This is a genomic window from Roseovarius nitratireducens (assembly GCF_002925845.1).
GTDB classification, from domain to species: domain Bacteria; phylum Pseudomonadota; class Alphaproteobacteria; order Rhodobacterales; family Rhodobacteraceae; genus Roseovarius; species Roseovarius nitratireducens.
Genome location: NZ_PDNI01000010.1, coordinates 73,634 through 94,462, shown reverse-complemented (window position 1 = coordinate 94,462; position 20,829 = coordinate 73,634). Strand labels below are relative to the sequence as shown.

Genomic DNA, 20,829 nt, shown 5'->3' with positions numbered 1-20,829 from the left:
AATGCTGCAAATCGACCTGTGGAAACGCCTCCTGATCTGGGGCATCGTCGCGCTCGGGCTGCTGCTGGCCCTGCCCAATGGATTCTACGACCGGGTCGAGACCCATAACGACGCCGCCACCGCCATCGAGCGGGGCGCCAACCCCTCGGAATTGCAGGACGAATTGGCCCTCTGGCCCGAGTGGCTGCCCTCGGGCCTCGTCAATCTCGGGCTCGATCTGCGCGGCGGCGCGCATCTGCTGGCCGAGGTGCAGGTGGGCGATGTCTACAAGGCACGGCTGGAGGGCATGTGGCCCGAGGTCCGCGACCTGTTGCGAGAAGAGCGTGATCGGGTGGGCGCGATCCGCCTGCAAGACACTGAAAACGCAGAACTTCGTGTGCGAATGGTCGAGAAGCCGGAGATGGCCGAAGAGGCCGCGGCGCTGGTTCGCGGGCTCGCGCGCCCGGTCACCAGCCTGACCGGCGCCGGGGCCACCGACATCGCGGTGGCGAGCGAAGGCGCCGATATCATCGTGCGCCTGAGCGAGGCCGAGCAGCGCGCCACCGACGAGCGCACGGTGCGTCAGGCGCTCGAGATCATCCGCCGCCGCATCGACGAGACCGGTACCCGCGAGCCAACGATCATGCGCCAGGGGGCGGATCGCATCCTCATCCAGGTGCCGGGCATCGGCTCGGCGGGTGAGCTCAAGGCGCTCATCGGCACCACGGCGCAACTGACCTTTCAGCCGGTGGTGAGCCGCACCTCCAACCCTGACGAGACCCCAGGCCCGGGCAACGAGATCCTGCCGGCGATTGACGAGGAGGGGGTCCACTACATCCTCGAGCGCGCGCCGGTCGTCACCGGTGAGGAGCTGGTCGATGCTCAGCCCGATTTCGACCAGAACGGGCGGCCGGCTGTCTCTTTCCGTTTCAACCCCACCGGCGCGCGCAAATTCGGCGAGTACACCGCCGAGAATGTTGGTAATCCCTTTGCCATCGTGCTCGATGGCGAGGTGATCTCGGCTCCCGTGATCCAGAGCCACATCCCCGGCGGCTCTGGCATCATCACCGGCAATTTCACCGTCGAGGACAGCACGCAGCTTGCCGTGCTGTTGCGCGCAGGCGCGCTGCCTGCGGGCCTCGAATTCCTCGAAGAGCGCACCGTCGGGCCGGAACTGGGCGCCGACAGCATCGAGGCAGGCAAGATCGCCTGTATCGTGGCCTTCGCGCTGGTGCTGGCCTACATGCTGGCCTCCTACCGGATTTTCGGGCTGTTTGCCAATATCGCGCTCATCGTCAACGTCGGCCTGATCTTCGGTCTGCTGAGTCTCATCGGGGCCACGCTGACGCTGCCGGGGATCGCGGGCATCGTGCTGACCATCGGCATGGCGGTGGATGCCAACGTGCTGGTCTTTGAGCGCATCAAGGAGGAGATGAAGACCGCCAAGGGCGCCGCCCGGGCGATTGAGCTGGGCTACGAAAAGGCGATGAGCGCCATCGTGGACGCCAACATCACCACCTTCATCACCGCCGTGATCCTCTACGCGATGGGCTCGGGCCCGGTACGGGGCTTTGCCATCACGTTGGGGTTGGGAATCATCACCTCGATCTTCACCGCGATTTTCGTGACCCGACTGATTGCCATCATGTGGTTCGAGCGCAAGCGCCCCAAGACCGTCCTGCAAGGTCGCGCGCTGCGTCTCGTGCCGCAGGAGACCGCGATCGACTTCTTTGGCCGGTGGAAGCTGTGGCTGGGTATTTCGGGCATGATGATCCTCGTGGCACTCGGCTCCTTTGCGATACAGGGGTTGAATTTCGGTATTGATTTCAAGGGCGGCACGACGATCCGCACGCAGAGCGCCGAGCTGGTGGACGTCGGTCAGTACCGCGATGCGGTGGGCGATCTGGGACTGGGGGATGTGAGTATCACGCAGGTGTTCGACCCGACCTTCGGCCCCGACGAGAACGTGGCGATGATCCGTATCCAGGCGCAGGACGAAACCGAGAGCGTCTCGCCGGAGGTGATCTCGGCGGTGGAGCAGGCCTTGCGGGCGCAGGTGCCCGATATCCAGTTCACCTCCGTCGAGAGCGTCGGGCCCAAGGTCTCGGGCGAACTGATCCAGGCGGCGGTGATCGCCGTGGCGCTCGCCATCGCGGCGGTGCTGTTCTACATCTGGCTGCGCTTCGAGTGGCAATTCGCCGTTGGTGCGGTGCTGGCGCTGGTGCACGACGTGGCGCTTACCGTGGGCGTGTTCTCGGAGTTGCAGATCCAGTTTGATCTGGCGATCATCGCGGCGCTATTGACCATTGTCGGCTACTCGCTCAACGACACTGTGGTGGTGTTCGACCGCGTGCGCGAGAACCTGCGCAAATACAAGCAAAAGCCGCTCCGCGAGGTGCTCAACATCTCGATCAACGAGACGCTGAGCCGCACGATGATGACCTCGGTTACCACGCTGCTGGCGCTCTTCGCGCTGTATTTTCTCGGCGGTGACGTGATCCGGGGCTTTGTCTTCGCGATGATCTGGGGCGTGGTCGTGGGCACCTATTCGTCCATCTTCGTCGCCTCGACGATCCTGATGTGGCTGGGGGTCAAGCGCGACTGGTCGAAACCGGATGCCACCGCCGGCACGCAATTCGCCAATGTGGATGCCTGATCCCCTCGTAGCGGCCCTTGCGACTCCGGGGTTGCCCTGGCTGATGCTGGCGATCGGGGTTGCCGGTATCGTGCGCGGCTTCTCGGGGTTCGGCACGGCGCTGATCTTTGTCCCTGTCGCCGGGATATTCCTTGCACCGCAGGTGATCGTGGGCGTGATGATGCTGACCGGCATCGTCAGTTCATCGGCGCTCCTGCCGCGTGCGTGGGGGCAGGCGGATCGGCGCGAGGTGGGGCTGCTGGCCTTCGCTGCGCTGCTGACGGTACCCTTGGGCCTGTGGCTGATGGCCCGGATTGACCCGGAACTGATCCGCTGGTGCGTGGCCGTGATCGCCACGGTGACGCTGGCGGCGCTGGTCTCGGGCTGGCGCTTTTCGGGGCGGGTGAGTCGCTCGCAACTGGCGGGTATCGGCGCGGCGGCGGGGGGTATCGGCGGGCTGACGGGGCTGACCGGGCCGGCGGTGATCCTGTTTTACCTCGCCGGGCAATCGGTGGCGCAGGCGGTGCGCGCCAACACCATCCTGTTCCTCGCCGCGCTCGACGTGGTGATCGTGGCCAACCTGCTGGCGAAGGGCGTGGTGGACTGGGCGCTTGTGGCGCTGGCACTGGTACTGGCAATTCCTTATGTCACCACCTCGCTCATCGGGCAGGCGCTGTTTGACCCGCGCCACGAGCGGCTCTACCGTTGGGTGGCCTACGCCGTGATCGCGCTCGCGGTGCTGAGCGGTCTGCCGATCTGGAGCAACGGAGCCTGAGCCATGCGCATGACCGAGATCACCTTTGCAGAGGCCACGCCGGTGGACGGCTACGGTCCCGGCTTTTTCCGTGTGGCCGGGCAGGTGATCGAAGGCGCGGTGCTGGTGACCGCGGCGTCGGCGCGCGGGTGGCGGGGCTTTGACGATCCCGCACCGCTCCTCGCGCTGGCGGGTGAGGTGGACGTGGTGTTCATCGGCACCGGGGCCGAGACGGCGCACGCCCCCGCCGACCTGCGCGACCGGCTGCACGAGGCCGGGCTGGGGGTCGAGGCGATGAATTCGCCCGCCGCCTGCCGCACCTACAACGTGCTCCTGTCCGAGGGTCGCCGGGTGGCGCTTGCGGCGCTGCCGGTGTGACATCGCGCGCAGGCTTTGGCGCTTTCCGCGCCTGCGGCTTTCGGCTAGGCAGAGCGCATGGTGTTACGTGTCACGGATATGGGCGTCGCCCGCGGCGGAGTGCCGGTGCTGGAAGGGGTGAGCCTCGCGCTCGGCCCCGGTGAGGCGCTGGTCCTGCGCGGACCCAACGGCATCGGCAAGACCACCCTCTTGCGCACGGTGGCGGGGCTTCAGCCCGCCCTTGGCGGCGAGGTCGAGGCCGCGCCCGAGAGCCTCGTCTATGCCGGGCACGCCGACGGGATCAAGGCGGCGCTCACCGTGGTGGAGAACCTGCACTTCTGGGCGCAGGTCTTTGGCACCAAGGACATTTCCCGGGCGCTGGAGACGTTTCGCCTTGGTCCACTGACGAACCGGCAGGCCGGCGCGCTGTCGGCCGGGCAAAAGCGGCGGTTGGGCCTCGCGCGGCTCCTAGTCACCGGGCGGTCTGTCTGGCTGCTGGACGAGCCGACCGTGTCACTCGACACGGACGCGGTGGCGATGTTCGCGGGCGCGGTGCGTGCCCATCTTGCCGCGGGCGGCGCGGCGCTCATCGCCACGCATATCGACCTGCGGCTGTCGGAGGCGCGCATCCTCGATCTCGCACCCTATCGCGCCGCGCCGCTGGCGGTGGAGGATTTCGACGGGGTGTTCCTGTGATCGCGCTTCTCACTCGCGACATGCGGCTCGCGGTGCGCGCTGGCGGCGGCTTTGGCCTCGGGCTGGCGTTCTTTCTGATCGTCGTGGTGCTGGTGCCCTTCGGCGTCGGACCACAGAGCGCCCTTCTGTCGCGGATCGCGCCGGGAATGCTGTGGCTGGGCGCGCTGCTTGCCTGCCTGCTGTCGCTCGACCGCATCTTCGCCCTCGATCACGAGGATGGCAGCCTTGATCTGCTGGCCACCTCGCCCTTGCCGATGGAGGGGATCGTGGTGGTCAAGGCTTTCGCGCACTGGCTCACCACCGGCCTGCCTCTGGTGCTGGCCGCGCCCGTGCTGGGCGTGCTGCTCAATCTGCCGGGGCCGGGCTTTGGCTGGCTGGTCCTGTCGCTGGTGCTGGGCACCCCCGCGCTCAGCGTGATCGGCACCTTTGGCGCGGCGCTCACTGTGGGGCTGAAACGCGGCGGATTGCTCCTCAGCCTGCTTGTGTTGCCGCTCTACGTGCCCACATTGATATTCGGTGCCGAGGTGGCGCGGCGTGGGGCCGAGGGGCTCGCCGTGACCACGCCGCTGGCGCTTCTGGCGGGGATCACCTGCGGCACGATCGCGCTTTTGCCTTTCGCCTCCGCTGCGGTATTGAAGGTCAACCTGCGATGACGGACGGATACAGCCCATGAATCTGAATGCCCTTTGGGAATACGCCAATCCGAAGAAGTTCATCGAGACCACCGACCGCGTCCTGCCTTTCGTGGCGTGGTCGGCGGCGCTCCTGCTGGCGGCGGGGTTGGTCTGGGGCTTCTTCTTCACACCCGAGGATTACCGGCAGGGCTCGACGGTCAAGATCATCTACCTGCATGTTCCCGCTGCGCTGATGGCGATCAACGCGTGGCTGATGATGCTGGTCACGTCGCTGGTCTGGATCGTGCGCCGCCACCATGTAAGCGCGCTCGCCGCGCGCGCCGCCGCCCCGGTGGGCATGGTGATGACGCTCATCGCGCTCGCGACCGGCGCGCTCTGGGGACAGCCGATGTGGGGCACGTGGTGGGCATGGGACCCGCGGCTCACGAGTTTTTTGATCCTGTTCCTGTTCTATCTGGGGTATATCGCGCTGTGGGAGGCGATCGAGAACGACGACACCGCCGCGGACCTCACCTCGATCCTGTGCCTTGTTGGCTCTGTCTTCGCGCTCTTGAGTCGCTATGCGGTGAATTTCTGGAATCAGGGTCTGCACCAAGGTGCGTCGCTCAGCCTCGACAAGGAGGAGAACGTGGCCGACGTGTTCTGGTATCCGCTGCTGGTAACGATGGCGGGCTTTGTGCTTCTGTTTGTCGCGCTTGTGCTGGTGCGCACGCGCACCGAGATCAGGGCAAGGCGGACGCGCGCGCTCGAGGCACGTGAAAGGATGCAGGCATGATCCCCGAACTGGGCAAATACGCGGGCGCAGTGTTGTCGTCCTACGGGGTGTCGCTGGCACTTCTGGCCGTGATCGTCTGGACCAGCCTGCGGCGCTCGGCACGCGTCAAGCGGGCTTTGGAAGAAATAGAGAAGCGGAGAAGATCCGATGGCTAGGCTTTCGCCCCTCATGGTTGCGCCGCTGGTTGTGTTTGCTGCCTTCGCGGGGCTGGCGTTCATCGGACTTTATCGCGAGAATCCAGATGCGCTCCCTTCGGCGCTGGCGGGCCGGCAGGCCCCGGCGGTTGAGACCACTCCGCTCGGCGACAAGCCGGGCTTTGGGGACGCCGACCTGCGCGCGGGCGAGGTCAGCCTCGTCAACTACTGGGCAAGCTGGTGCGCGCCCTGCCGGGTGGAGCACCCAAACCTGATGCAGCTCGCCGCCGATGGTATCCCCGTCTACGGCGTCAACTACAAGGACAAGCCCGGCAACGCGCTGGGCTTCCTCGAAGAGCTGGGCGATCCCTATACCGGTATCGGCGCGGACGCGTCCGGTCGCATGGCGCTCGAGTGGGGAGTCTACGGCGTGCCCGAGACCTACGTGATCGACGGGCAGGGCGAGATCGTGCAGCGCTTTGCCGGGCCGATCACCGACCGGGTTCTGGAAAACACCATCCGCCCGGCGATCGAGGCGGCGCGCGAGCGCTAGCGCCGCCTCAGCGTCTTTCGTGAAGTTTTGGTGACAGCAAGCCGTGGGCCTTGCCGCACCTCCAATATTTTGCATATTCGCGAAATATGGAAAAAGAAATCGCCACCCGCCTTTCCACGCTCGGACATCCGCAACGGCTCGGTCTTTTCCGGCTGCTCATGCGGCGCTATCCTGATCGCGTGTCGGCGGGCGAGTTGGCCGACGCACTCACGCTCAAGCCCTCGACCCTCTCGGCCTACCTGAATGCGCTGCTGCGCGCCGGGCTGGTCACCCAAGAGCGTCACGCCACGTCGCTCAGATATTCCATCAACTTGACTAAGGTGCGTGGCACCTTCGATTACCTGCTCAACGACTGCTGCCGCGGGCGGTCCGATATCTGCGTCCCCGCCCCAACCCTGACAGGAGGCTTGGACATGGCCGACAGGAAATACAACGTGCTCTTCATCTGCGTGGGCAACTCTGCCCGTTCGATCTTTGCCGAGACCATCCTGCGCGAGATCGCGGGAGACCGGTTCAACGCCTATTCCGCCGGAACGCGGCCCTTTTCCGAACTCAATCCCTTCGCGCTGGAAGTGCTGAAATCCAAGGGGCACGATGTTGCGGACCTGCGCGCCAAGAATGTCAGCGAGTTCACCGCCCCCGACGCCCCGGTGATGGATTTCGTCTTTACCGTTTGTGACCGGGCCGCGAACGAGGAGTGCCCGGCCTGGGACGGGCAGCCCGTCACCGCCCATTGGGGCACCCCCGACCCGGTCAGGGCCGAGGGAACCGAGGCGGAAAAGGCGCTCGCCTTCCAGCACGCCTATGGCGCGCTGCGCAACCGGATCATGATCTTCGCGGCGCTGCCTTTCGACTCGCTGGACAAGGTGAGCCTTCAGGCCCGGGTGGACGACATCGGGCGCAAGGCGGACGAGGCCGAGGCATGACCGTCTATGCCGTCAATGGGCTGGGCCGGATTGGCAAGCTGATCCTCAAGCCGCTGCTGGCGCGTGGCGCGCAGGTTGCGTGGATCAACGACGCGGTGGGCGATGCGGAGATGCACGCGCATCTTCTGGAGTTCGACACGGTGCACGGGCGGTGGGACGCGGCGTTTTCGCATGATGAGAGCGGCGTCACCATCGACGGGACGCGCCTGCCGTTCATCGGCACGCGCGACCTTGGCGACCTGCCACTCGACGGTGTCGACGTGGTGATCGACTGCACCGGCGTCTACAAGACCGAGGCGAAACTGGCCCCGTATTTCGACGCCGGGGTAAAAAAACTCGTCGTCTCCGCCCCGGTCAAGGACGGGGACGCCGCCAATATCGTCTACGGCGTCAATCACGAGGTCTACGATCCCGCCCGCCACCGCATCGTCACGGCGGCAAGCTGCACCACCAATTGCCTCGCCCCCGTCGTCAAGGTGCTGCACGAGGCCATCGGCATCAAGCACGGCTCGATAACCACGATCCATGACGTGACCAACACGCAAGTGATCGTGGACCGACCCGCCAAGGACCTGCGCCGCGCGCGCTCTGCGCTCAATTCACTGATCCCCACCACCACGGGCAGCGCCACGGCGATCACGCTGATCTACCCGGAACTCAAGGGCCGTCTCAACGGCCACGCCGTGCGCGTGCCGCTACTCAACGCCTCGATCACCGATTGCGTGTTCGAGATGGAGCGGGAGACCTCTGCGGAGGAGGTGAACGCCCTGTTCAAATCCGCAGCCGAGGGGCCGCTCGCGGGCATCCTGGGCTACGAGACGCGACCCTTGGTCAGTGCCGATTACACCAACGACACGCGCTCCGGCATCGTCGATGCGCCCTCCACCATGGTGGTGAACGGCACGCAGGTGAAGGTGTATGTCTGGTATGACAACGAGATGGGCTATGCGCATCGGCTGGTCGATGTGGCGTGCATGGTGGGAGCATCATTGTGAGCCCAGGCCCCGAGGACCTCAGCGCCTATATCGCCGTCACGGCGGCCTATTGGGCCTTTATGCTGACCGATGGCGCGCTGCGGATGCTGGTGCTTCTGCACTTTCACACGCTCGGGTTCAGTCCGGTGCAGCTCGCCTATCTGTTTGTCCTCTACGAGGTCGCGGGCATGGTGACGAACCTGTCGGCAGGCTGGATCGCGGCGCGGTTCGGCCTCACCGCGACGCTCTACGCGGGGCTGGGATTGCAGGTGCTGGCACTCATTGCGCTGGCGCAGCTCGATCCGGGCTGGACCGCCGCGCTTTCGGTGGCCTACGTGATGGTGGTGCAAGGAGCGAGCGGAGTGGCCAAGGATCTGGCCAAGATGTCCTCGAAATCCGCCGTCAAGCTGCTCGCACCAGCGCAAGACGGCGGGCTCTTCCGCTGGGTCGCGACGCTGACGGGATCGAAAAACGCGGTCAAGGGGCTGGGCTTCCTGCTGGGTGCGGCGCTGTTGGCCGGGATCGGTTTCAACGGCGCGATCTGGGCGATGGCGGGGGTGCTGGCGGTAATCCTCGTGGCCGTGGCGCTCGCCATGCCGCCGGGCCTCCCGACGGGGCGCAAGGGCGCGAAATTCTCCGAGGTGTTCTCGAAATCCGCCAACGTCAACTGGCTCAGCGTAGCGCGCGTGTTCCTCTTCGGTGCGCGCGACGTGTGGTTCGTGGTGGGCATCCCCGTCTATTTCTACGGCGTGCTGTCGGACGGCTCCGAGGTCGGGAACCGCGCGGCGTTCTTCATGATCGGCAGCTTCATGGCGGGGTGGATCATCCTCTACGGCGCGGTGCAGGCGGGCGCACCAAGCCTGATGCGCGCGCAGTCGCGGCCCGAGGACGATCTGATTCGGGCGGCGCGGGGCTGGGCGCTGGCGCTCCTTTCCGTGCCGGTGCTACTGATCGGCGCCGTGCTGCTGGCCGATGGGCCGCAGACATGGCTCACGATCACGCTGGTCGCGGGGCTTCTGGCCTTCGGCGCGGTCTTTGCCGTGAATTCCGCGCTCCATTCCTACCTGATCCTCGCCTTCAGCCGGGCGGAACGGGTGACGATGGATGTGGGCTTCTACTACATGGCCAACGCCGGCGGGCGTCTCTTGGGCACGGTACTCTCGGGGCTGACCTACCAGGCGGGCGGGTTGCCGCTGATGCTGGGCACGGCCAGCGCGATGATCGCTGCCTCGGCGTTCGCGGCGGGGCGGTTGCGCGCCGGGTGAGGCCCCGGCGCGCGTAGGCTCAGGCCACCATCTTCGCTACCACCTCACCGAAGGACGAGGGCGTAGGTACAATGGTCACACCGGCATCGCCGAGGATCTCCACCTTTTCCTGCGCCGATTCGCCAAACGCCGACACGATGGCGCCGGCATGGCCCATGCGCCGCCCCTTGGGCGCCGAGAGACCGGCAATGTAGGCCGCGACCGGCTTGGTCATGTGGTCGCGGATATAGGCGGCGGCCTCGGCCTCCTGCGGGCCACCGATCTCGCCTACCATCACCACGGCGTCGGTCTCGGGGTCGTTCTCGAACAGCTCCAGGATATCGCGGAAGCTTGATCCGTTGATCGGGTCACCGCCGATGCCGACCGAGGTCGAGACGCCGATACCGTGCTCCTTCATCTGGCTCGCGGCCTCGTAGCCGAGCGTCCCCGACCGCCCGACGATGCCCACGCGCCCCGGCATGTAGATATGCGGCGGCATGAGCCCGGCAAAGGCCTGCCCGGGCGTGATGATCCCGGCGCAGTTGGGGCCGATCAGGCGCATCCGGCGCTCGGCCTTGTAGCGGCGCATGTAGCGTTTCACGCGGATCATGTCGCGCGCCGGGATGCCGTCGGCGATGCAGACGCAGGTTCTGATCCCCGCATCCGCGGCCTCCATGATCGCGTCGGCGGCGAACGGGGGCGGCACGAAGCAGATCACCAGATCGGCCCCCGTCTCGGCCACGGCGCCCTTGACTGTGTTGAAGACCGGCAGGCCGTCATGCTTGGTGCCGCCCTTGCCCGGGGTCACGCCGCCCACAATGTTGGTGCCGTGCTTGATCATGTCGGCGGCGTGAAAGCTGCCGATGCGGCCGGTCAGGCCGGTGACGAGCACGCGGCTGGATGTGTCGATGAGAATGGCCATCAGGCGGCTCCCTTTTCCGATTTGTGGGCAGCAGACCACGCCGCCACTACCTTTTCCGCGGCGTCGGCGAGGCTCTCGGCGGTCTGGATGGGCAGGCCGCTCTCGGCGATGAGGCGGCGGCCCTCCTCGACATTTGTCCCCGACAGCCGCACCACCAGCGGCATGGTCAGCTCCAGCTCGCGCACTGCGCGGATCACCCCCTCGGCGATCCAGTCGCAGCGGTTGATACCGGCGAAGATGTTGACGAGGATCGCCTCGACATTGGGATCGTTCAGCACCGCCTGGAACGACATGAGCACGCGCTCGGGGCTTGCCCCACCGCCCACGTCGAGAAAGTTGGCGGGCTCTCCCCCGGCCATCTTGATCATGTCGAGTGTCGCCATGGCGAGACCCGCGCCGTTGACGATGCAGCCGATCTCGCCGTCGAGTCCGATGTAGTTCAGCCCGCGATCCGAGGCGAAGGTTTCGCGCGAATCCTCCTGGCTCTTGTCGCGCAGCTCCGAGATTTCGGGGCGGCGGAAAAGGGCGTTGTCGTCAAAGCTCACCTTGGCGTCCAGCGCCACGATCTCGCCCGCGCCGGTGACGACCAGCGGGTTGATCTCGACCATGTTGGCGTCGGTTTCTTCCATCATGCGGTAACAGCCGATGATGGTCTTGACCGCCTGCGGGATGAGCGGCGGGTCGAGGTCGAGCGAAAACGCGATCTCGCGCGCCTGGAACGCCTGCATTCCCACCGCCGGATCGACCACCGAGCGGATGATCGACTCGGGCTCCTCAGCCGAGATTTCCTCGATCTCCATGCCGCCCTGCGCCGAGGCCACGACGACCACGCGCTCTTCCTTGCGGTCCATCACGAAGGCGAGATAGATTTCCTGCGCGATATCGGTGGCTTCCTCGACATAGAGGCGGCTCACCAGCTTGCCTTGCGGGCCGGTCTGGTGCGTGACCAGCATCCGGCCCAGCATCCAGCTTGCCGCTTCGCTGATCTCTTTCTCCGACTCGCAGATGCGCACACCGCCCGCCTTGCCGCGGGCACCGGAATGGATTTGCGCCTTGACCACCCACTTGTCGCCCGACAACTCCGAGGCGCGGTAGACGGCCTGTTCGGGGCTGTAGGCGATGCCGCCGCGCGGCACCTGCACGCCGAAACGCCTCAGCAGGTCCTTGGCCTGGAATTCGTGGATATCCATTTGATTTCCTCCCTTATCCCTTGGCGGCGATGGCGTCGGCCACGCTCAGCACGTTGTTGGCCATCCGCTCTGATGCCGCGTCGATCATCTTGCCGTCGAGGCTCGCGGCGCCGCGGCCCTCGGCCTCGGCCTTGCGCAACTCCTCGATGATGCGCCGCGCGCGCGTCACCTCGGCCTCGGGGGGCGAGAACACCTCGTTAGCCAGCGCGATCTGGCTGGGGTGGATGGCCCATTTGCCCTCGATCCCCAGCGCGGCGGCGCGTTTTGCCGACAGGATATAGCCATCCGGGTCAGAGAAATCGCCGAACGGCCCGTCGATGGCGCGCAGCCCGTAGGCGCGGCAGGCCACGGTCATGCGGCTCAGCGCGAAATGCCACTGGTCGCCCGGGTAATCGGGGTTGAGCCCGCCGATCACCACGGTGCGCGCGCGGTTCGAGGCGGCATAGTCGGCGACGCCGAAATGCAGCGCCTCAAGCCGTCCGGGGGCCGCGGCGATGGCCTCGACATTGGCCATGCCGAGGGCGGTCTCGATCAGTGCCTCGAGGCCGATCTGGTGGGTAAGGCCCATGGCCTCCTCGATCTGGCTCACCATCGTCTCGACCGTGTAGAGATCGGCGGGCACGCCCACCTTGGGCACCAGGATCGTGTCGAGATGCTGACCCGCCTGTTCCACGATCTCGACCACGTCGCGATACATGTAATGGGTGTCGAGCCCGTTGATGCGGATCGAGACGGTCTTGCCCTTGGCTTTCCAGTCGATGTCGTTGAGCGCCTGGATGATGTTGGCGCGGGCCTGCACCTTGTCGGGGGGCGCGACTGCATCCTCGAGATCGAAGAAGATGTAATCGACCTCCGAGTCCGCTGCCTTCTCGATCATCGAGGGGTTGGAGCCGGGCACGGCCAGTTCCGAGCGTTGCAGGCGCTGCTTCTTGAGTGGGTGAAGGGTGTAGCTCATGTCATCTGTCCTTTCAGGCGGCGCGCGCGGCGCTGCGGGTCTGTACTGGCGGGGCCGTCATGCGAAACGCCTCTTGCGCGGCGGCGACGCCCTGGCCCGGGCTGATGGCCGCCCCCGCGTCGCGCAGCGCCATTTCCGCTGCCGACAGCGCGCCGCACAGCATCACCGGGTTGAGTGAGCCGAGATGGCCGATGCGGAAGGCACGACCGGCAAGCTTGGCAAGGCCCGAGCCGAGCGAGGTCTGATACTTGTGATAGGCGGTCTCGATCACCTGGCGTGCGTCGATACCCTCGGGGGCGTAGATCGCGGACACGGTGTCGGAATGCCATTCTGGCGCGTCGGCCACGAGGCGGCAGCCTTGCCATTCGGCTACGGCGGCGCGCACGCCCGAGGCGAGGCGATGATGCCGCTCCCAGACCGATTCGAGCCCGGCCCCGAGCAGCATGTCGAGCGACACGCGCAGGCCGCGCAGGAGCTGCGTCGGGGGCGTGTACGGGAAATAGCCGGTGTCATTCAGCCGGATCATGTCCGAAAAGCTGAAATAGCAGCGCGGCATTTTGGCGCGCTCATGGGCGGCGAGGGCCTTTTCGCTGACGGCGAGCAGGCCGAGACCGGCGGGTAGCATAAAGCCCTTCTGCGAGCCCGCGACGGCAAGATCGACGCCCCAGGCCTCCATCTCGAACTCGATGGAACCGATGGAACTCACCCCGTCCACGAACAAAAGCGCCGGGTGCCCGGCGGCGTCGAGCGCGGTGCGGATGGCGGCGATGTTGGACGTCACGCCGGTGGCTGTCTCGTTATGGGTGGCAAAGACGGCCTTGATCTCATGCGCCTTGTCGGCGGCGAGGCGCGCGGCGTAATCCTCCACGGGCACGCCTTTGCCCCACTCCACGTCGATCACCTCGACATCGAGGCCGAGCCGCTCGGCCATATCCACCCAAAGCATTGAAAACTGGCCGAAACGCGACATCAGCACGCGGTCGCCACTGTTCAGCGTGTTGGTGATTGCGGCCTCCCACGCGCCCGTGCCCGAGCCGGGAAAGACGAAGACGCGACCGGTCTCGGTGCGAAACACCTTCTTCAGATCGGCCAGCAGCGGCAGGATGAAATCGCCGAAATCGGGCGCGCGCATGTCCTCCATGGGCAGGTTCATCGCGCGGCGCACCTCCTCGGGGACGTTGGTGGGGCCGGGGATGAATAGATGGGTGTTGCCGTTCATTTGGTCCTCCTCTCAGGTTGACCCCTTGTCGCCGACCGCGTGCCGCCCGGGAACGCCCGCGCGCATGGAAAGCGCGGCCAAGAGGGAGGCGTTTCGCCCCGCCGGGTAGGACGCCCCTACCCGGCGCCGCAGGGGCGGCATACGTCTGTATGCAAAAAAATCGTTTGATTTCATGCATTTCCTTTGTCTTTGATGGCGGATCAGGAGGAGGAGGCCATGCGCGACATGGTGGATGCGACCGCTCAGGACGCGGAACATGGTTTGCCCGAGGTAATCGTGGCGGACAGGCACCTTATTGTCTGTCAGGGGCTGGGTTCGCTCGTGGCGCAGATGGCGCAGGTGCGGCTCGGGCCGTTCGCCACCGATCAGGCGAGCCTGCGCAAGGCACTGGCGGCGCGACGCGGTCCCTGCATCGTGATTCTCGGCGTGCGGCTCGCCGATGCCGATCTCGGCCGTGTGCTCGAGATGCTGCGGCGCGATCACGCCTCGGTGCTCGTGGTGGTGGTGGTCGAGGAGAGCGAATTCGCCTTCATCCGCACGGCGGTCAAGGCGGGTGCCAACTCGGTCTGCCTGATGGGGCAGGTCCTGACCTCCCTGTCCAAGGTACTCGGGCGGCTGGTGGAGGGGCATTGCATCCTGCCGGTGGACGTGATGCGCCGCCTGACCGGCGAACGGGCCGAGACCCTGTCGCGCCGCGAGCACGAGATCCTCGGCTTGCTCACCGACGGGCTCACGAATTTCCAGATAAGCGCGCGGCTCGGTCTGTCCGAGAACACGGTGAAATATTACCTCAAGGCGATCTACCAGAAGCTCGAGGTCAATTCCCGTGGCGGCGCCATCGCGAAATACGTGGCCGGGCATTACTGAAGTGGCAGCGTGCGTCCGGGCAGGTCATGGCCTGGAGGGGACGTTGCCGTCTGGTCCCGGCGCGGAATCAAGGGCGAAGCCCGCCGCGCCATCGCATGTCCGCCCCCCGGACAGGCGATTTGGCTAAGCCAATGCGCCGATTGCATGTTTTTCGGGAACGCAGAAATAAAGTGCCCTGAAAAACCGTTGGATCGCCTGCCCGCGGACATACGATGACACGGCTCACTGCAACGACCGCTCAAGGCCATCCGCCCCCTTAACGCACTGCCTCTATCGGTCCCTCCGCCCGGCCATGGATGAACTGGTCAAGATAGGGATCGCCCGACGTGTCCATTTCTCCTACCGGCCCGGTCCATTGGATCACCCCGTCATGCAGCATTGCCACGTTGTCGGCGATGGCGCGCACGCTCGTCATGTCGTGGGTGATGGTCATGGCCGTCGCGCCCATTTCCACCACGATCTCGCGGATCAACTCGTTGATCACGCCCGACATGATCGGGTCGAGACCCGTTGTCGGCTCGTCGAAGAAGATGATTTCCGGTTCCGCGGCGATGGCCCGCGCGAGGCCCACGCGTTTCTGCATGCCGCCCGATAATTCTGCCGGGAAGTTATCTGCCACATCCGGTTTCAGCCCCACGCGGCGCAGCTTCTCGATGGCGATCTCGCGCGCTTCGGCCTTCGGCCGCTTGAGCGAGCCACGCAGCAGGCGAAAGGCCACGTTCTGCCACACCGGCAGCGAATCGAACAGCGCCCCGCCCTGGAACAGCATCCCGAACCGCGCGAGAAAGGCATCACGGTCACCCTTGGTCACGTCGCGCCCGTCGAGCGTGATCTCGCCGCTGTCGGGCCGGATCAGCCCGAGGATGCACTTGAGCGCCACCGACTTGCCGGTGCCCGAGCCGCCGATGACGACCATCGACGTGCCGGACTCGATCGTCAGGTTCACCCCGCGCAGCACGCGGTTCTCGCCAAAGGCCTTGTGAACGTCCGTAAGCTCGATCATGCGGAAAAGAATACCTCGGTCAGCACGTAATTGGCGGCGAGGATCAGCACCGACGACGCCACCACCGCCGATTTCGTGGCGCGGCCCACGCCCTGCGCGCCGCGGCCCGAATTCATCCCGTGATAGCAGCCCATCAGCGCCACGATGAAGCCGAATACCGCCCCCTTGATGAGGCCCGAGACCACGTCCCATGTCTCGAGAAAGTCGATGGTGGTCTTGAGATAGGTACCCGGCCCGAAATCGAGTCGCCCGACGCCCACCATGAACCCGCCCATGATGCCGATGGCGTCGCCCACTGCCACCAGCAGCGGCAGCGCCAGCGTGGCGGCCAGCACGCGGGGCAGGGTGAGGTATTTCATCGGGTTGGTGGACAGCGTGGTCAGCGCGTCGATCTGCTCGGTCACCTTCATCGTGCCGATTTCGGCGGCGATGCTTGAGGCCACCCGCGCGGCCACCATCAGCCCGCCCAGCACCGGGCCAAGCTCGCGCGTGAGGCCGATGGCCACGATCGAGGGCACCACCGTCTCGGCGTTGAAGCGCGCGCCGCCGGCGTAAATCTGCAAGGCCAGCGCGCCCCCGGTAAAGAGCGCCGTCATGCCCACCACGGGCAGCGACAGCCAGCCGATCTGCACCAGCGCATGGCCGAACTCGCGCCAGTAGAAGGGCGGACGCGCGAGGTGGCTCACCGCGTCGGTGGCATAGAGCGTCACCCGCCCGACCCCGGCCAGCGCGGTGATCACCGCCCGCCCGATGGCGGCGAGGAGGCGTGCGAGCGCGCTCACGCGCCGACAAGGCGCCGCGTGTAGCGCCCCCCCAGCGAGGTGAGGATTTCATAGCCGATGGTGTCCGCGTTGTCGGCCAGCACGTCGATGCCCTGCTCGGGACCGAGCAGCCGCAGGCTCGACGGATCGTGGCCCAGGTCGGTGATGTCCACCCCAATCAGGTCCATCGAGATGCGGCCTGCAATGGGGCAGGGCGTCTCCTCGGCATAAAGGGACGTGCGCGGTCCCATGCCGCGCAGGATGCCGTCGGCATATCCTGCCGATACGGTGGCGATACGGGTGGGGTGGGCGGCCACGAAATCGTTGCCATAGCCCACCGTCTCGCCCGCCTCCAGATCGCGGCACTGGATGACGGGGAGGTCAAGCGTGACCACCGGCTTCGCGTCCGTGAAAGGCGCGCCGCCATAAAGCCCGATCCCGGGACGCGCGAGGTCGAAATGGTAATCGGGGTGCATCAGGATGCCGCCGGTATTGGCGAGGCTGCGCGGGATATCCAACCCCTCGGTCATCTCGCGGAAGGCGCGCAGCTGCTGCGCGTTCATCGCGTGATCCGCCTCGTCGGCACAGGCAAGGTGGCTCATGATGAGCTGTAGCCCCTGCGTCTGCGCGATCTCGCGCACCGCCTGCCACTCGGCGGGCTCCATCCCCAGCCGGTTCATGCCACTGTCGAGCTGGATGCCAAAGGCGCGGCCGGGAAGCGCCTCGGCGTGGCGGATCATCTGGTCGACCGAGTTGATCATCGGCACGAGGCCGCAGTCCGCGATCATGTCGGCATCGCCGGGCATGTGGCCCGAGAATACGTGGATCGCCGCCTCCGGCCCCACCACGTCACGCAGCGCGGCCCCCTCCTCGGCGATGGCCACGAAGAAGCTGCGCACGCCCTCGCGCACCAGCCTGCGGGCGACGCGGGCCGCCCCGAGCCCATATCCATCGGCCTTGACGACTGCTGCCGTCTCACCCGTGTTGGCGGCGTCGAGCGCGCGCCAGTTGGCGGCGATGGCGTCGAGGTCGATCGTGAGGGTGGCGGTGCTCATGACATGGGTTTTGACAGTCAGGACGGGGGCGTCAAGGGGAAAGCAGGCCCCGCGCTTACCGGCGCGGGCCATGAGCGCCGCGCCGCCCGCGACCGCGTCAGAACCAGCTCTGGACGCCGCGCGCGGCGCCGGAGATGTCGCGCCCGATGCCATCGACGGTGGCACACCCGGCCAGCCCGGCGATGAGGGCGAGGGCAATCAGTTTGCGCATGTGTCTGCCTGTGCTTGGTTGCTCTGCTCGTGTGACGGCGTAGCCTTAAGGCTATTCGCTCTTCTTGTCCCACCAGACCGTCGGCAGGAAATGAATTCCGTCACCGTAGATCGGCAGGTTATCCACAGGATAGGTCAAATCCGCCCTGTGGGCAATACGGCCCACCGCATAGCGGTGGATGGGGATGACATAGCGCCCGGTCGTCAGCACCCGGTCGAGCGCGCGGGTGGCGGCGACAAAGCCTTCGCGGTCGGGTGCGGCGAGCATGGCGTCGATCATCGCCTCGGCCGCCTTCGAGCGCATGCCCATCAGGTTGCGGCTGCCGGGCTCGTCGGCATGATCGCCCCCCCAGTAGAATCGCTGCTCGTTACCCGGGCTCAGTGACAGTGACCGGCGCATCATCGTCAGGTCGAAATCGAACTGCGCCGCGCGCTCGGAATATTGCGCCTTGTCCACCGTCTCGATGGTGAGCGCGATGCCCAACCGCGCCAGCGCGCGGGTGTATATGTCCATCATCGCGCCCGCCTGCGCGATCAGCCCGTCCTGTTGCAGCAGGACGGTCAGTTCCAGCGGGCGGCCCACGTCGTTCACCAGCCGGCCCTCTTGCACCTGCCAGCCCGCCTCTTCGAGTAGGGCTCGCGCCCGCCGCAGGCCGCCGCGATTGCGCGCCGTGCCGTCGCTCGCCGACAGGTCGTAGCCCTCGATCGCGCCGGGCAGCAGCGTGTCCTCGAAGGGCAGGAGCAACTCTCGCACGCGGCCTTCGGCAGGGCCGGGCCGCATGGCCAGTTCGGAGCCCGAGAAATACGAGGTGATGCGCGGCTGCCGCCCGCCGGTGAGCGTGTCGTTGATATGCTCGAAGTTGAACGCAGTGATGAGTGCCTCGCGCACCCGCCAGTCATCAAGCGGTGCGCGCCGGGTGTTCATCACGAAGCCGGTCATCCCCGAGGGCTGCTCGTGGGGGATTTCCGACAGAACGATCTCGCCCCGCTCCACGGCGGGAAAGTCATACTGATTGGCCCAGGCCTCGGCGTTGAACTCGCGCACATAGCTCAGCAGCCCGCCCTTGAACGCCTCCTTGAGCACGGTGTCGTCGCCGTAGAACTCGATCCTGATCTCGTCGAAATTATGCGTGCCGCGGCGATAGGGCAGGTCGCGGCCCCAGTAATCCGGGTCGCGCCGGAGCGACACAAAGCGGCCCGGCTCGTAGTCGGCGACGACATAGGGTCCGCTGCCGAGGGGCACGTCGTCGAGCCCGCCCTCGGCGATGTCGCGTCCCTCCCATTGTGCCTTTTGCAGGATCGGGCGCATCCCGGCCAGCAGCGCCAGCTCGCGATCGGCCTCGTTGAAGGTGATGCGTACCTTGCGCGCGCCGGTCGCCTCGATGGAGGCGACCTTCTGCCAGAAGCTGCGATAGCGGGCGTGACCGCGTGTGCCCAGCGCCTCGAAGGACCAGATCACGTCCTCGACCGTCACCGGCGAGCCGTCGGAGAATCGGGCCCCGGGCCGCAGGGTGAATTCCACCCAGGAACGGGCTGCATCGGTCTCCACCGATTCGGCCAGCAGGCCGTACAGCGTGAACGGCTCGTCGTAGGAGCGGCCCATCAGCGTCTCGTGCGTGAGATGCGCGATCTGCCACGGCGCGGTGCCGCGAATGATAAAGGGATTGAGCGAATCGAAGCCGCCGACATTGCCGGTGACGATGCGCCCGCCCTTGGGCGCATCCGGGTTGGCATAGGGTAGCGACACAAAATCAGGTGGCAGGGCGGGGGTGCCATACATAGCTATGCCATGCGCGGGCTCAGCACTTGTCGGCGGGGCCGCCAGCGCGACCACGAGCGCCGCCAGCGCGCCGCGCAATATGGAGAAAAAATCCGGTGTCATTTTGGCGACAATTCCTGCTCTGCCTTGTTTTCTTGACGCCAAGCCTAAGACCGGATTCACGTCTTTTCAAACTTTTAGCTTGGACTGAACCGCAGGATTGCTTATAAAGGAGTCACTGCTCGATAGGTTTCTTGCCTGTATGAAACCTGCCTCAATGACTATACCCCGGCCTTGTGCCGGGGTTTTTTTTGTCCGCGTTCCGGCGGCTCACGGTGACGTGACCGCAGAGCCCGCGTGCAATTCCGCGACGCGGCATCTATGCTGCGTGCGCAGTACACATTGGGAGACAGAGCATGAGTGTGAAGGGCAAGACCGCCGTCATCACCGGGTCGAATTCCGGTATCGGCCTCGGCATCGCCGAGGAACTGGCCCGCGCCGGGGTAAACGTGGTGCTGAACTCGTTCACCGATTCGGACGAGGACCACGCGCTGGCCCGCCGAATCGCCGAAGAGACCGGCAGCCAAGTGCGCTACATCAAGGCCGACATGTCGAAACCCGAGGAATGCCGCGCGCTGATCGGACAGGCGGGTGCCTGTGATATCCTCATCAATAACGCGGGGATCCAGCATGTCGCGCCGATTGACGAGTTTCCACAGGACAAGTGGGACGCGATCATCGCGATCAACATGAACTCGGCCTTTCACACCACCGCCGCCGCGTTGCCGCTGATGCGCGAGGCGGGCTGGGGCCGGATCGTCAACATTGCCTCCGCTCACGGGCTGCGTGCCTCGCCCTACAAGGCTGCCTATGTCACCGCCAAGCACGGTGTCGTCGGCATGACAAAGACGGTAGGGCTCGAGACCGCGAAAGAGCCGATCACCTGCAACGCGGTCTGTCCGGGCTATGTGCTCACCCCGCTGGTGGAGGCGCAAATTCCCGACACGGCCAAGCAATACGGCATTTCCGAGGATGCCGCGATCGAGGAGGTGATCCTCGCCAAGCAGCCGTCCAAGGAATTCGTCACGGTCGAGCAGCTTGCCGGGACCGTGCTTTATCTCTGCTCGGACGCGGCGGCGCAAGTCACCGGCACGACGATCAGCGTCGATGGCGGCTGGAGCGCGCAGTAAGTAGGGGCATTGGCGCGGGCGCGCGGGCGGTCTATA

Annotated in this window: 22 protein-coding genes; 13 read left to right on the top strand and 9 right to left on the bottom strand. The window is 66.0% G+C overall.

From position 1 onward, the window contains the following. Position 1: 1 nt before the first annotated feature. The 11 genes from secD (at position 2) to arsJ (ending at position 9,683) form a co-directional block, all read left to right on the top strand. Complete coding sequence (gene secD, locus CRJ03_RS00995; RefSeq protein ID WP_104017053.1) at positions 2 to 2,635, top strand: protein translocase subunit SecD; 2,634 nt, start codon at positions 2 to 4, stop codon at positions 2,633 to 2,635. Then, on the top strand, positions 2,628 to 3,389 hold the full coding sequence (locus tag CRJ03_RS00990; RefSeq protein WP_104017118.1) for a sulfite exporter TauE/SafE family protein: 762 nt from the start codon (positions 2,628 to 2,630) through the stop codon (positions 3,387 to 3,389). Before secD ends, CRJ03_RS00990 begins: the two co-directional genes overlap by 8 nt. 3 nt (positions 3,390 to 3,392) lie before the next feature. Further along, complete coding sequence (locus tag CRJ03_RS00985) at positions 3,393 to 3,746, top strand: Mth938-like domain-containing protein (RefSeq protein WP_104017052.1); 354 nt, start codon at positions 3,393 to 3,395, stop codon at positions 3,744 to 3,746. A 57-nt stretch (positions 3,747 to 3,803) separates the two neighbouring features. After that, positions 3,804 to 4,421, top strand: coding sequence for a heme ABC exporter ATP-binding protein CcmA (ccmA, locus tag CRJ03_RS00980; RefSeq protein WP_104017051.1), 618 nt, complete (start codon positions 3,804 to 3,806; stop codon positions 4,419 to 4,421). Next, entirely contained in the window at positions 4,418 to 5,074 is a 657-nt protein-coding gene (gene ccmB / locus CRJ03_RS00975; RefSeq protein WP_104017050.1) for a heme exporter protein CcmB, read from the top strand. The genes ccmA and ccmB overlap by 4 nt, the downstream gene beginning before the upstream one ends. Before the next feature lie 16 nt (positions 5,075 to 5,090). Further along, positions 5,091 to 5,831, top strand: a complete 741-nt coding sequence (locus CRJ03_RS00970; protein WP_104017049.1) for a heme ABC transporter permease — start codon at positions 5,091 to 5,093, stop codon at positions 5,829 to 5,831. After that, on the top strand, positions 5,828 to 5,986 hold the full coding sequence (ccmD, locus tag CRJ03_RS00965) for a heme exporter protein CcmD (RefSeq protein ID WP_104017048.1): 159 nt from the start codon (positions 5,828 to 5,830) through the stop codon (positions 5,984 to 5,986). The genes CRJ03_RS00970 and ccmD overlap by 4 nt, the downstream gene beginning before the upstream one ends. Further along, positions 5,979 to 6,518 carry a DsbE family thiol:disulfide interchange protein gene (locus CRJ03_RS00960; RefSeq protein WP_104017047.1) on the top strand — a complete coding sequence of 180 codons (540 nt, stop codon included), beginning with the start codon at positions 5,979 to 5,981 and terminating at the stop codon, positions 6,516 to 6,518. Before ccmD ends, CRJ03_RS00960 begins: the two co-directional genes overlap by 8 nt. 86 nt (positions 6,519 to 6,604) lie before the next feature. After that, positions 6,605 to 7,444: an arsenate reductase/protein-tyrosine-phosphatase family protein gene (locus tag CRJ03_RS00955; protein ID WP_104017117.1), complete on the top strand. Its 840-nt coding sequence runs from the start codon at positions 6,605 to 6,607 to the stop codon at positions 7,442 to 7,444. Continuing rightward, the gene (locus CRJ03_RS00950) at positions 7,441 to 8,439 is read left to right on the top strand and encodes an ArsJ-associated glyceraldehyde-3-phosphate dehydrogenase (RefSeq protein WP_104017046.1); all 999 of its coding nucleotides are present in this window, start codon (positions 7,441 to 7,443) and stop codon (positions 8,437 to 8,439) included. Before CRJ03_RS00955 ends, CRJ03_RS00950 begins: the two co-directional genes overlap by 4 nt. Beyond that, positions 8,436 to 9,683, top strand: a complete 1,248-nt coding sequence (gene arsJ, locus CRJ03_RS00945) for an organoarsenical effux MFS transporter ArsJ (protein WP_104017045.1) — start codon at positions 8,436 to 8,438, stop codon at positions 9,681 to 9,683. Before CRJ03_RS00950 ends, arsJ begins: the two co-directional genes overlap by 4 nt. A 19-nt stretch (positions 9,684 to 9,702) precedes the next feature. On the opposite strand, the gene sucD is transcribed toward arsJ, so the two are convergent. Genes sucD through CRJ03_RS00925 form a run of 4 tightly spaced genes read right to left on the bottom strand, consistent with a single transcriptional unit; the run spans position 9,703 to position 13,948 of the window. Beyond that, positions 9,703 to 10,584, bottom strand: coding sequence for a succinate--CoA ligase subunit alpha (gene sucD / locus CRJ03_RS00940; protein WP_104017044.1), 882 nt, complete (start codon positions 10,582 to 10,584; stop codon positions 9,703 to 9,705). Next, positions 10,584 to 11,774, bottom strand: a complete 1,191-nt coding sequence (locus CRJ03_RS00935) for a malate--CoA ligase subunit beta (protein WP_104017043.1) — start codon at positions 11,772 to 11,774, stop codon at positions 10,584 to 10,586. The genes sucD and CRJ03_RS00935 overlap by 1 nt, the downstream gene beginning before the upstream one ends. Positions 11,775 to 11,787: 13 nt before the next feature. Further along, on the bottom strand, positions 11,788 to 12,729 hold the full coding sequence (locus CRJ03_RS00930) for an HpcH/HpaI aldolase/citrate lyase family protein (RefSeq protein ID WP_104017042.1): 942 nt from the start codon (positions 12,727 to 12,729) through the stop codon (positions 11,788 to 11,790). A 13-nt stretch (positions 12,730 to 12,742) separates the two neighbouring features. Further along, positions 12,743 to 13,948, bottom strand: a complete 1,206-nt coding sequence (locus CRJ03_RS00925) for a pyridoxal-phosphate-dependent aminotransferase family protein (protein WP_104017041.1) — start codon at positions 13,946 to 13,948, stop codon at positions 12,743 to 12,745. Positions 13,949 to 14,164: 216 nt separating this feature from the next. Here CRJ03_RS00925 and CRJ03_RS00920 point away from each other — a divergent pair, with 216 nt between their 5' ends. After that, positions 14,165 to 14,815, top strand: a complete 651-nt coding sequence (locus tag CRJ03_RS00920) for a helix-turn-helix transcriptional regulator (protein WP_104017116.1) — start codon at positions 14,165 to 14,167, stop codon at positions 14,813 to 14,815. A gap of 256 nt (positions 14,816 to 15,071) precedes the next feature. Here the strand turns inward: CRJ03_RS00920 and CRJ03_RS00915 are convergent, their stop codons facing one another. The 5 genes from CRJ03_RS00915 to CRJ03_RS00895 all read right to left on the bottom strand — a co-directional run bounded on the left by CRJ03_RS00915 (position 15,072) and on the right by CRJ03_RS00895 (position 19,726). Beyond that, a complete protein-coding gene (locus CRJ03_RS00915; protein WP_104017040.1) occupies positions 15,072 to 15,818 on the bottom strand; it encodes an ABC transporter ATP-binding protein in 747 nt (248 codons plus the stop codon). Continuing rightward, complete coding sequence (locus tag CRJ03_RS00910) at positions 15,815 to 16,600, bottom strand: MlaE family ABC transporter permease (protein ID WP_104017039.1); 786 nt, start codon at positions 16,598 to 16,600, stop codon at positions 15,815 to 15,817. Before CRJ03_RS00910 ends, CRJ03_RS00915 begins: the two co-directional genes overlap by 4 nt. Further along, positions 16,597 to 17,634 carry an alanine racemase gene (alr, locus tag CRJ03_RS00905; RefSeq protein WP_104017038.1) on the bottom strand — a complete coding sequence of 346 codons (1,038 nt, stop codon included), beginning with the start codon at positions 17,632 to 17,634 and terminating at the stop codon, positions 16,597 to 16,599. Before alr ends, CRJ03_RS00910 begins: the two co-directional genes overlap by 4 nt. Positions 17,635 to 17,731: 97 nt before the next feature. After that, a complete protein-coding gene (locus tag CRJ03_RS00900) occupies positions 17,732 to 17,845 on the bottom strand; it encodes an entericidin EcnA/B family protein (RefSeq protein WP_104017037.1) in 114 nt (37 codons plus the stop codon). Between the two features lie 51 nt (positions 17,846 to 17,896). Next, positions 17,897 to 19,726, bottom strand: coding sequence for an extracellular solute-binding protein (locus tag CRJ03_RS00895; protein ID WP_104017036.1), 1,830 nt, complete (start codon positions 19,724 to 19,726; stop codon positions 17,897 to 17,899). 293 nt (positions 19,727 to 20,019) lie between these two features. Between CRJ03_RS00895 and CRJ03_RS00890 the strand changes: the two genes are divergently transcribed. After that, on the top strand, positions 20,020 to 20,793 hold the full coding sequence (locus tag CRJ03_RS00890) for a 3-hydroxybutyrate dehydrogenase (protein WP_104017035.1): 774 nt from the start codon (positions 20,020 to 20,022) through the stop codon (positions 20,791 to 20,793). Positions 20,794 to 20,829 lie beyond the last annotated feature (36 nt).

Bases quoted from the DNA above. Each gene is read 5' to 3' on its own strand.
- CRJ03_RS00920 (WP_104017116.1), top strand. From the start codon at position 14,165: ATGCGCGACATGGTGGATGCGACCGCTCAGGACGCGGAACATGGTTTG.
- alr (WP_104017038.1), bottom strand. From the start codon at position 17,634: ATGAGCACCGCCACCCTCACGATCGACCTCGACGCCATCGCCGCCAAC.
- CRJ03_RS00895 (WP_104017036.1), bottom strand. From the start codon at position 19,726: ATGACACCGGATTTTTTCTCCATATTGCGCGGCGCGCTGGCGGCGCTC.
- CRJ03_RS00915 (WP_104017040.1), bottom strand. From the start codon at position 15,818: ATGATCGAGCTTACGGACGTTCACAAGGCCTTTGGCGAGAACCGCGTG.
- sucD (WP_104017044.1), bottom strand. From the start codon at position 10,584: ATGGCCATTCTCATCGACACATCCAGCCGCGTGCTCGTCACCGGCCTG.
- CRJ03_RS00950 (WP_104017046.1), top strand. From the start codon at position 7,441: ATGACCGTCTATGCCGTCAATGGGCTGGGCCGGATTGGCAAGCTGATC.
- CRJ03_RS00960 (WP_104017047.1), top strand. From the start codon at position 5,979: ATGGCTAGGCTTTCGCCCCTCATGGTTGCGCCGCTGGTTGTGTTTGCT.
- CRJ03_RS00955 (WP_104017117.1), top strand. From the start codon at position 6,605: ATGGAAAAAGAAATCGCCACCCGCCTTTCCACGCTCGGACATCCGCAA.
- CRJ03_RS00890 (WP_104017035.1), top strand. From the start codon at position 20,020: ATGAGTGTGAAGGGCAAGACCGCCGTCATCACCGGGTCGAATTCCGGT.
- CRJ03_RS00925 (WP_104017041.1), bottom strand. From the start codon at position 13,948: ATGAACGGCAACACCCATCTATTCATCCCCGGCCCCACCAACGTCCCC.
- CRJ03_RS00990 (WP_104017118.1), top strand. From the start codon at position 2,628: ATGCCTGATCCCCTCGTAGCGGCCCTTGCGACTCCGGGGTTGCCCTGG.
- ccmD (WP_104017048.1), top strand. From the start codon at position 5,828: ATGATCCCCGAACTGGGCAAATACGCGGGCGCAGTGTTGTCGTCCTAC.
- CRJ03_RS00985 (WP_104017052.1), top strand. From the start codon at position 3,393: ATGCGCATGACCGAGATCACCTTTGCAGAGGCCACGCCGGTGGACGGC.
- CRJ03_RS00935 (WP_104017043.1), bottom strand. From the start codon at position 11,774: ATGGATATCCACGAATTCCAGGCCAAGGACCTGCTGAGGCGTTTCGGC.
- CRJ03_RS00900 (WP_104017037.1), bottom strand. From the start codon at position 17,845: ATGCGCAAACTGATTGCCCTCGCCCTCATCGCCGGGCTGGCCGGGTGT.
- CRJ03_RS00970 (WP_104017049.1), top strand. From the start codon at position 5,091: ATGAATCTGAATGCCCTTTGGGAATACGCCAATCCGAAGAAGTTCATC.
- ccmA (WP_104017051.1), top strand. From the start codon at position 3,804: ATGGTGTTACGTGTCACGGATATGGGCGTCGCCCGCGGCGGAGTGCCG.
- CRJ03_RS00930 (WP_104017042.1), bottom strand. From the start codon at position 12,729: ATGAGCTACACCCTTCACCCACTCAAGAAGCAGCGCCTGCAACGCTCG.
- secD (WP_104017053.1), top strand. From the start codon at position 2: ATGCTGCAAATCGACCTGTGGAAACGCCTCCTGATCTGGGGCATCGTC.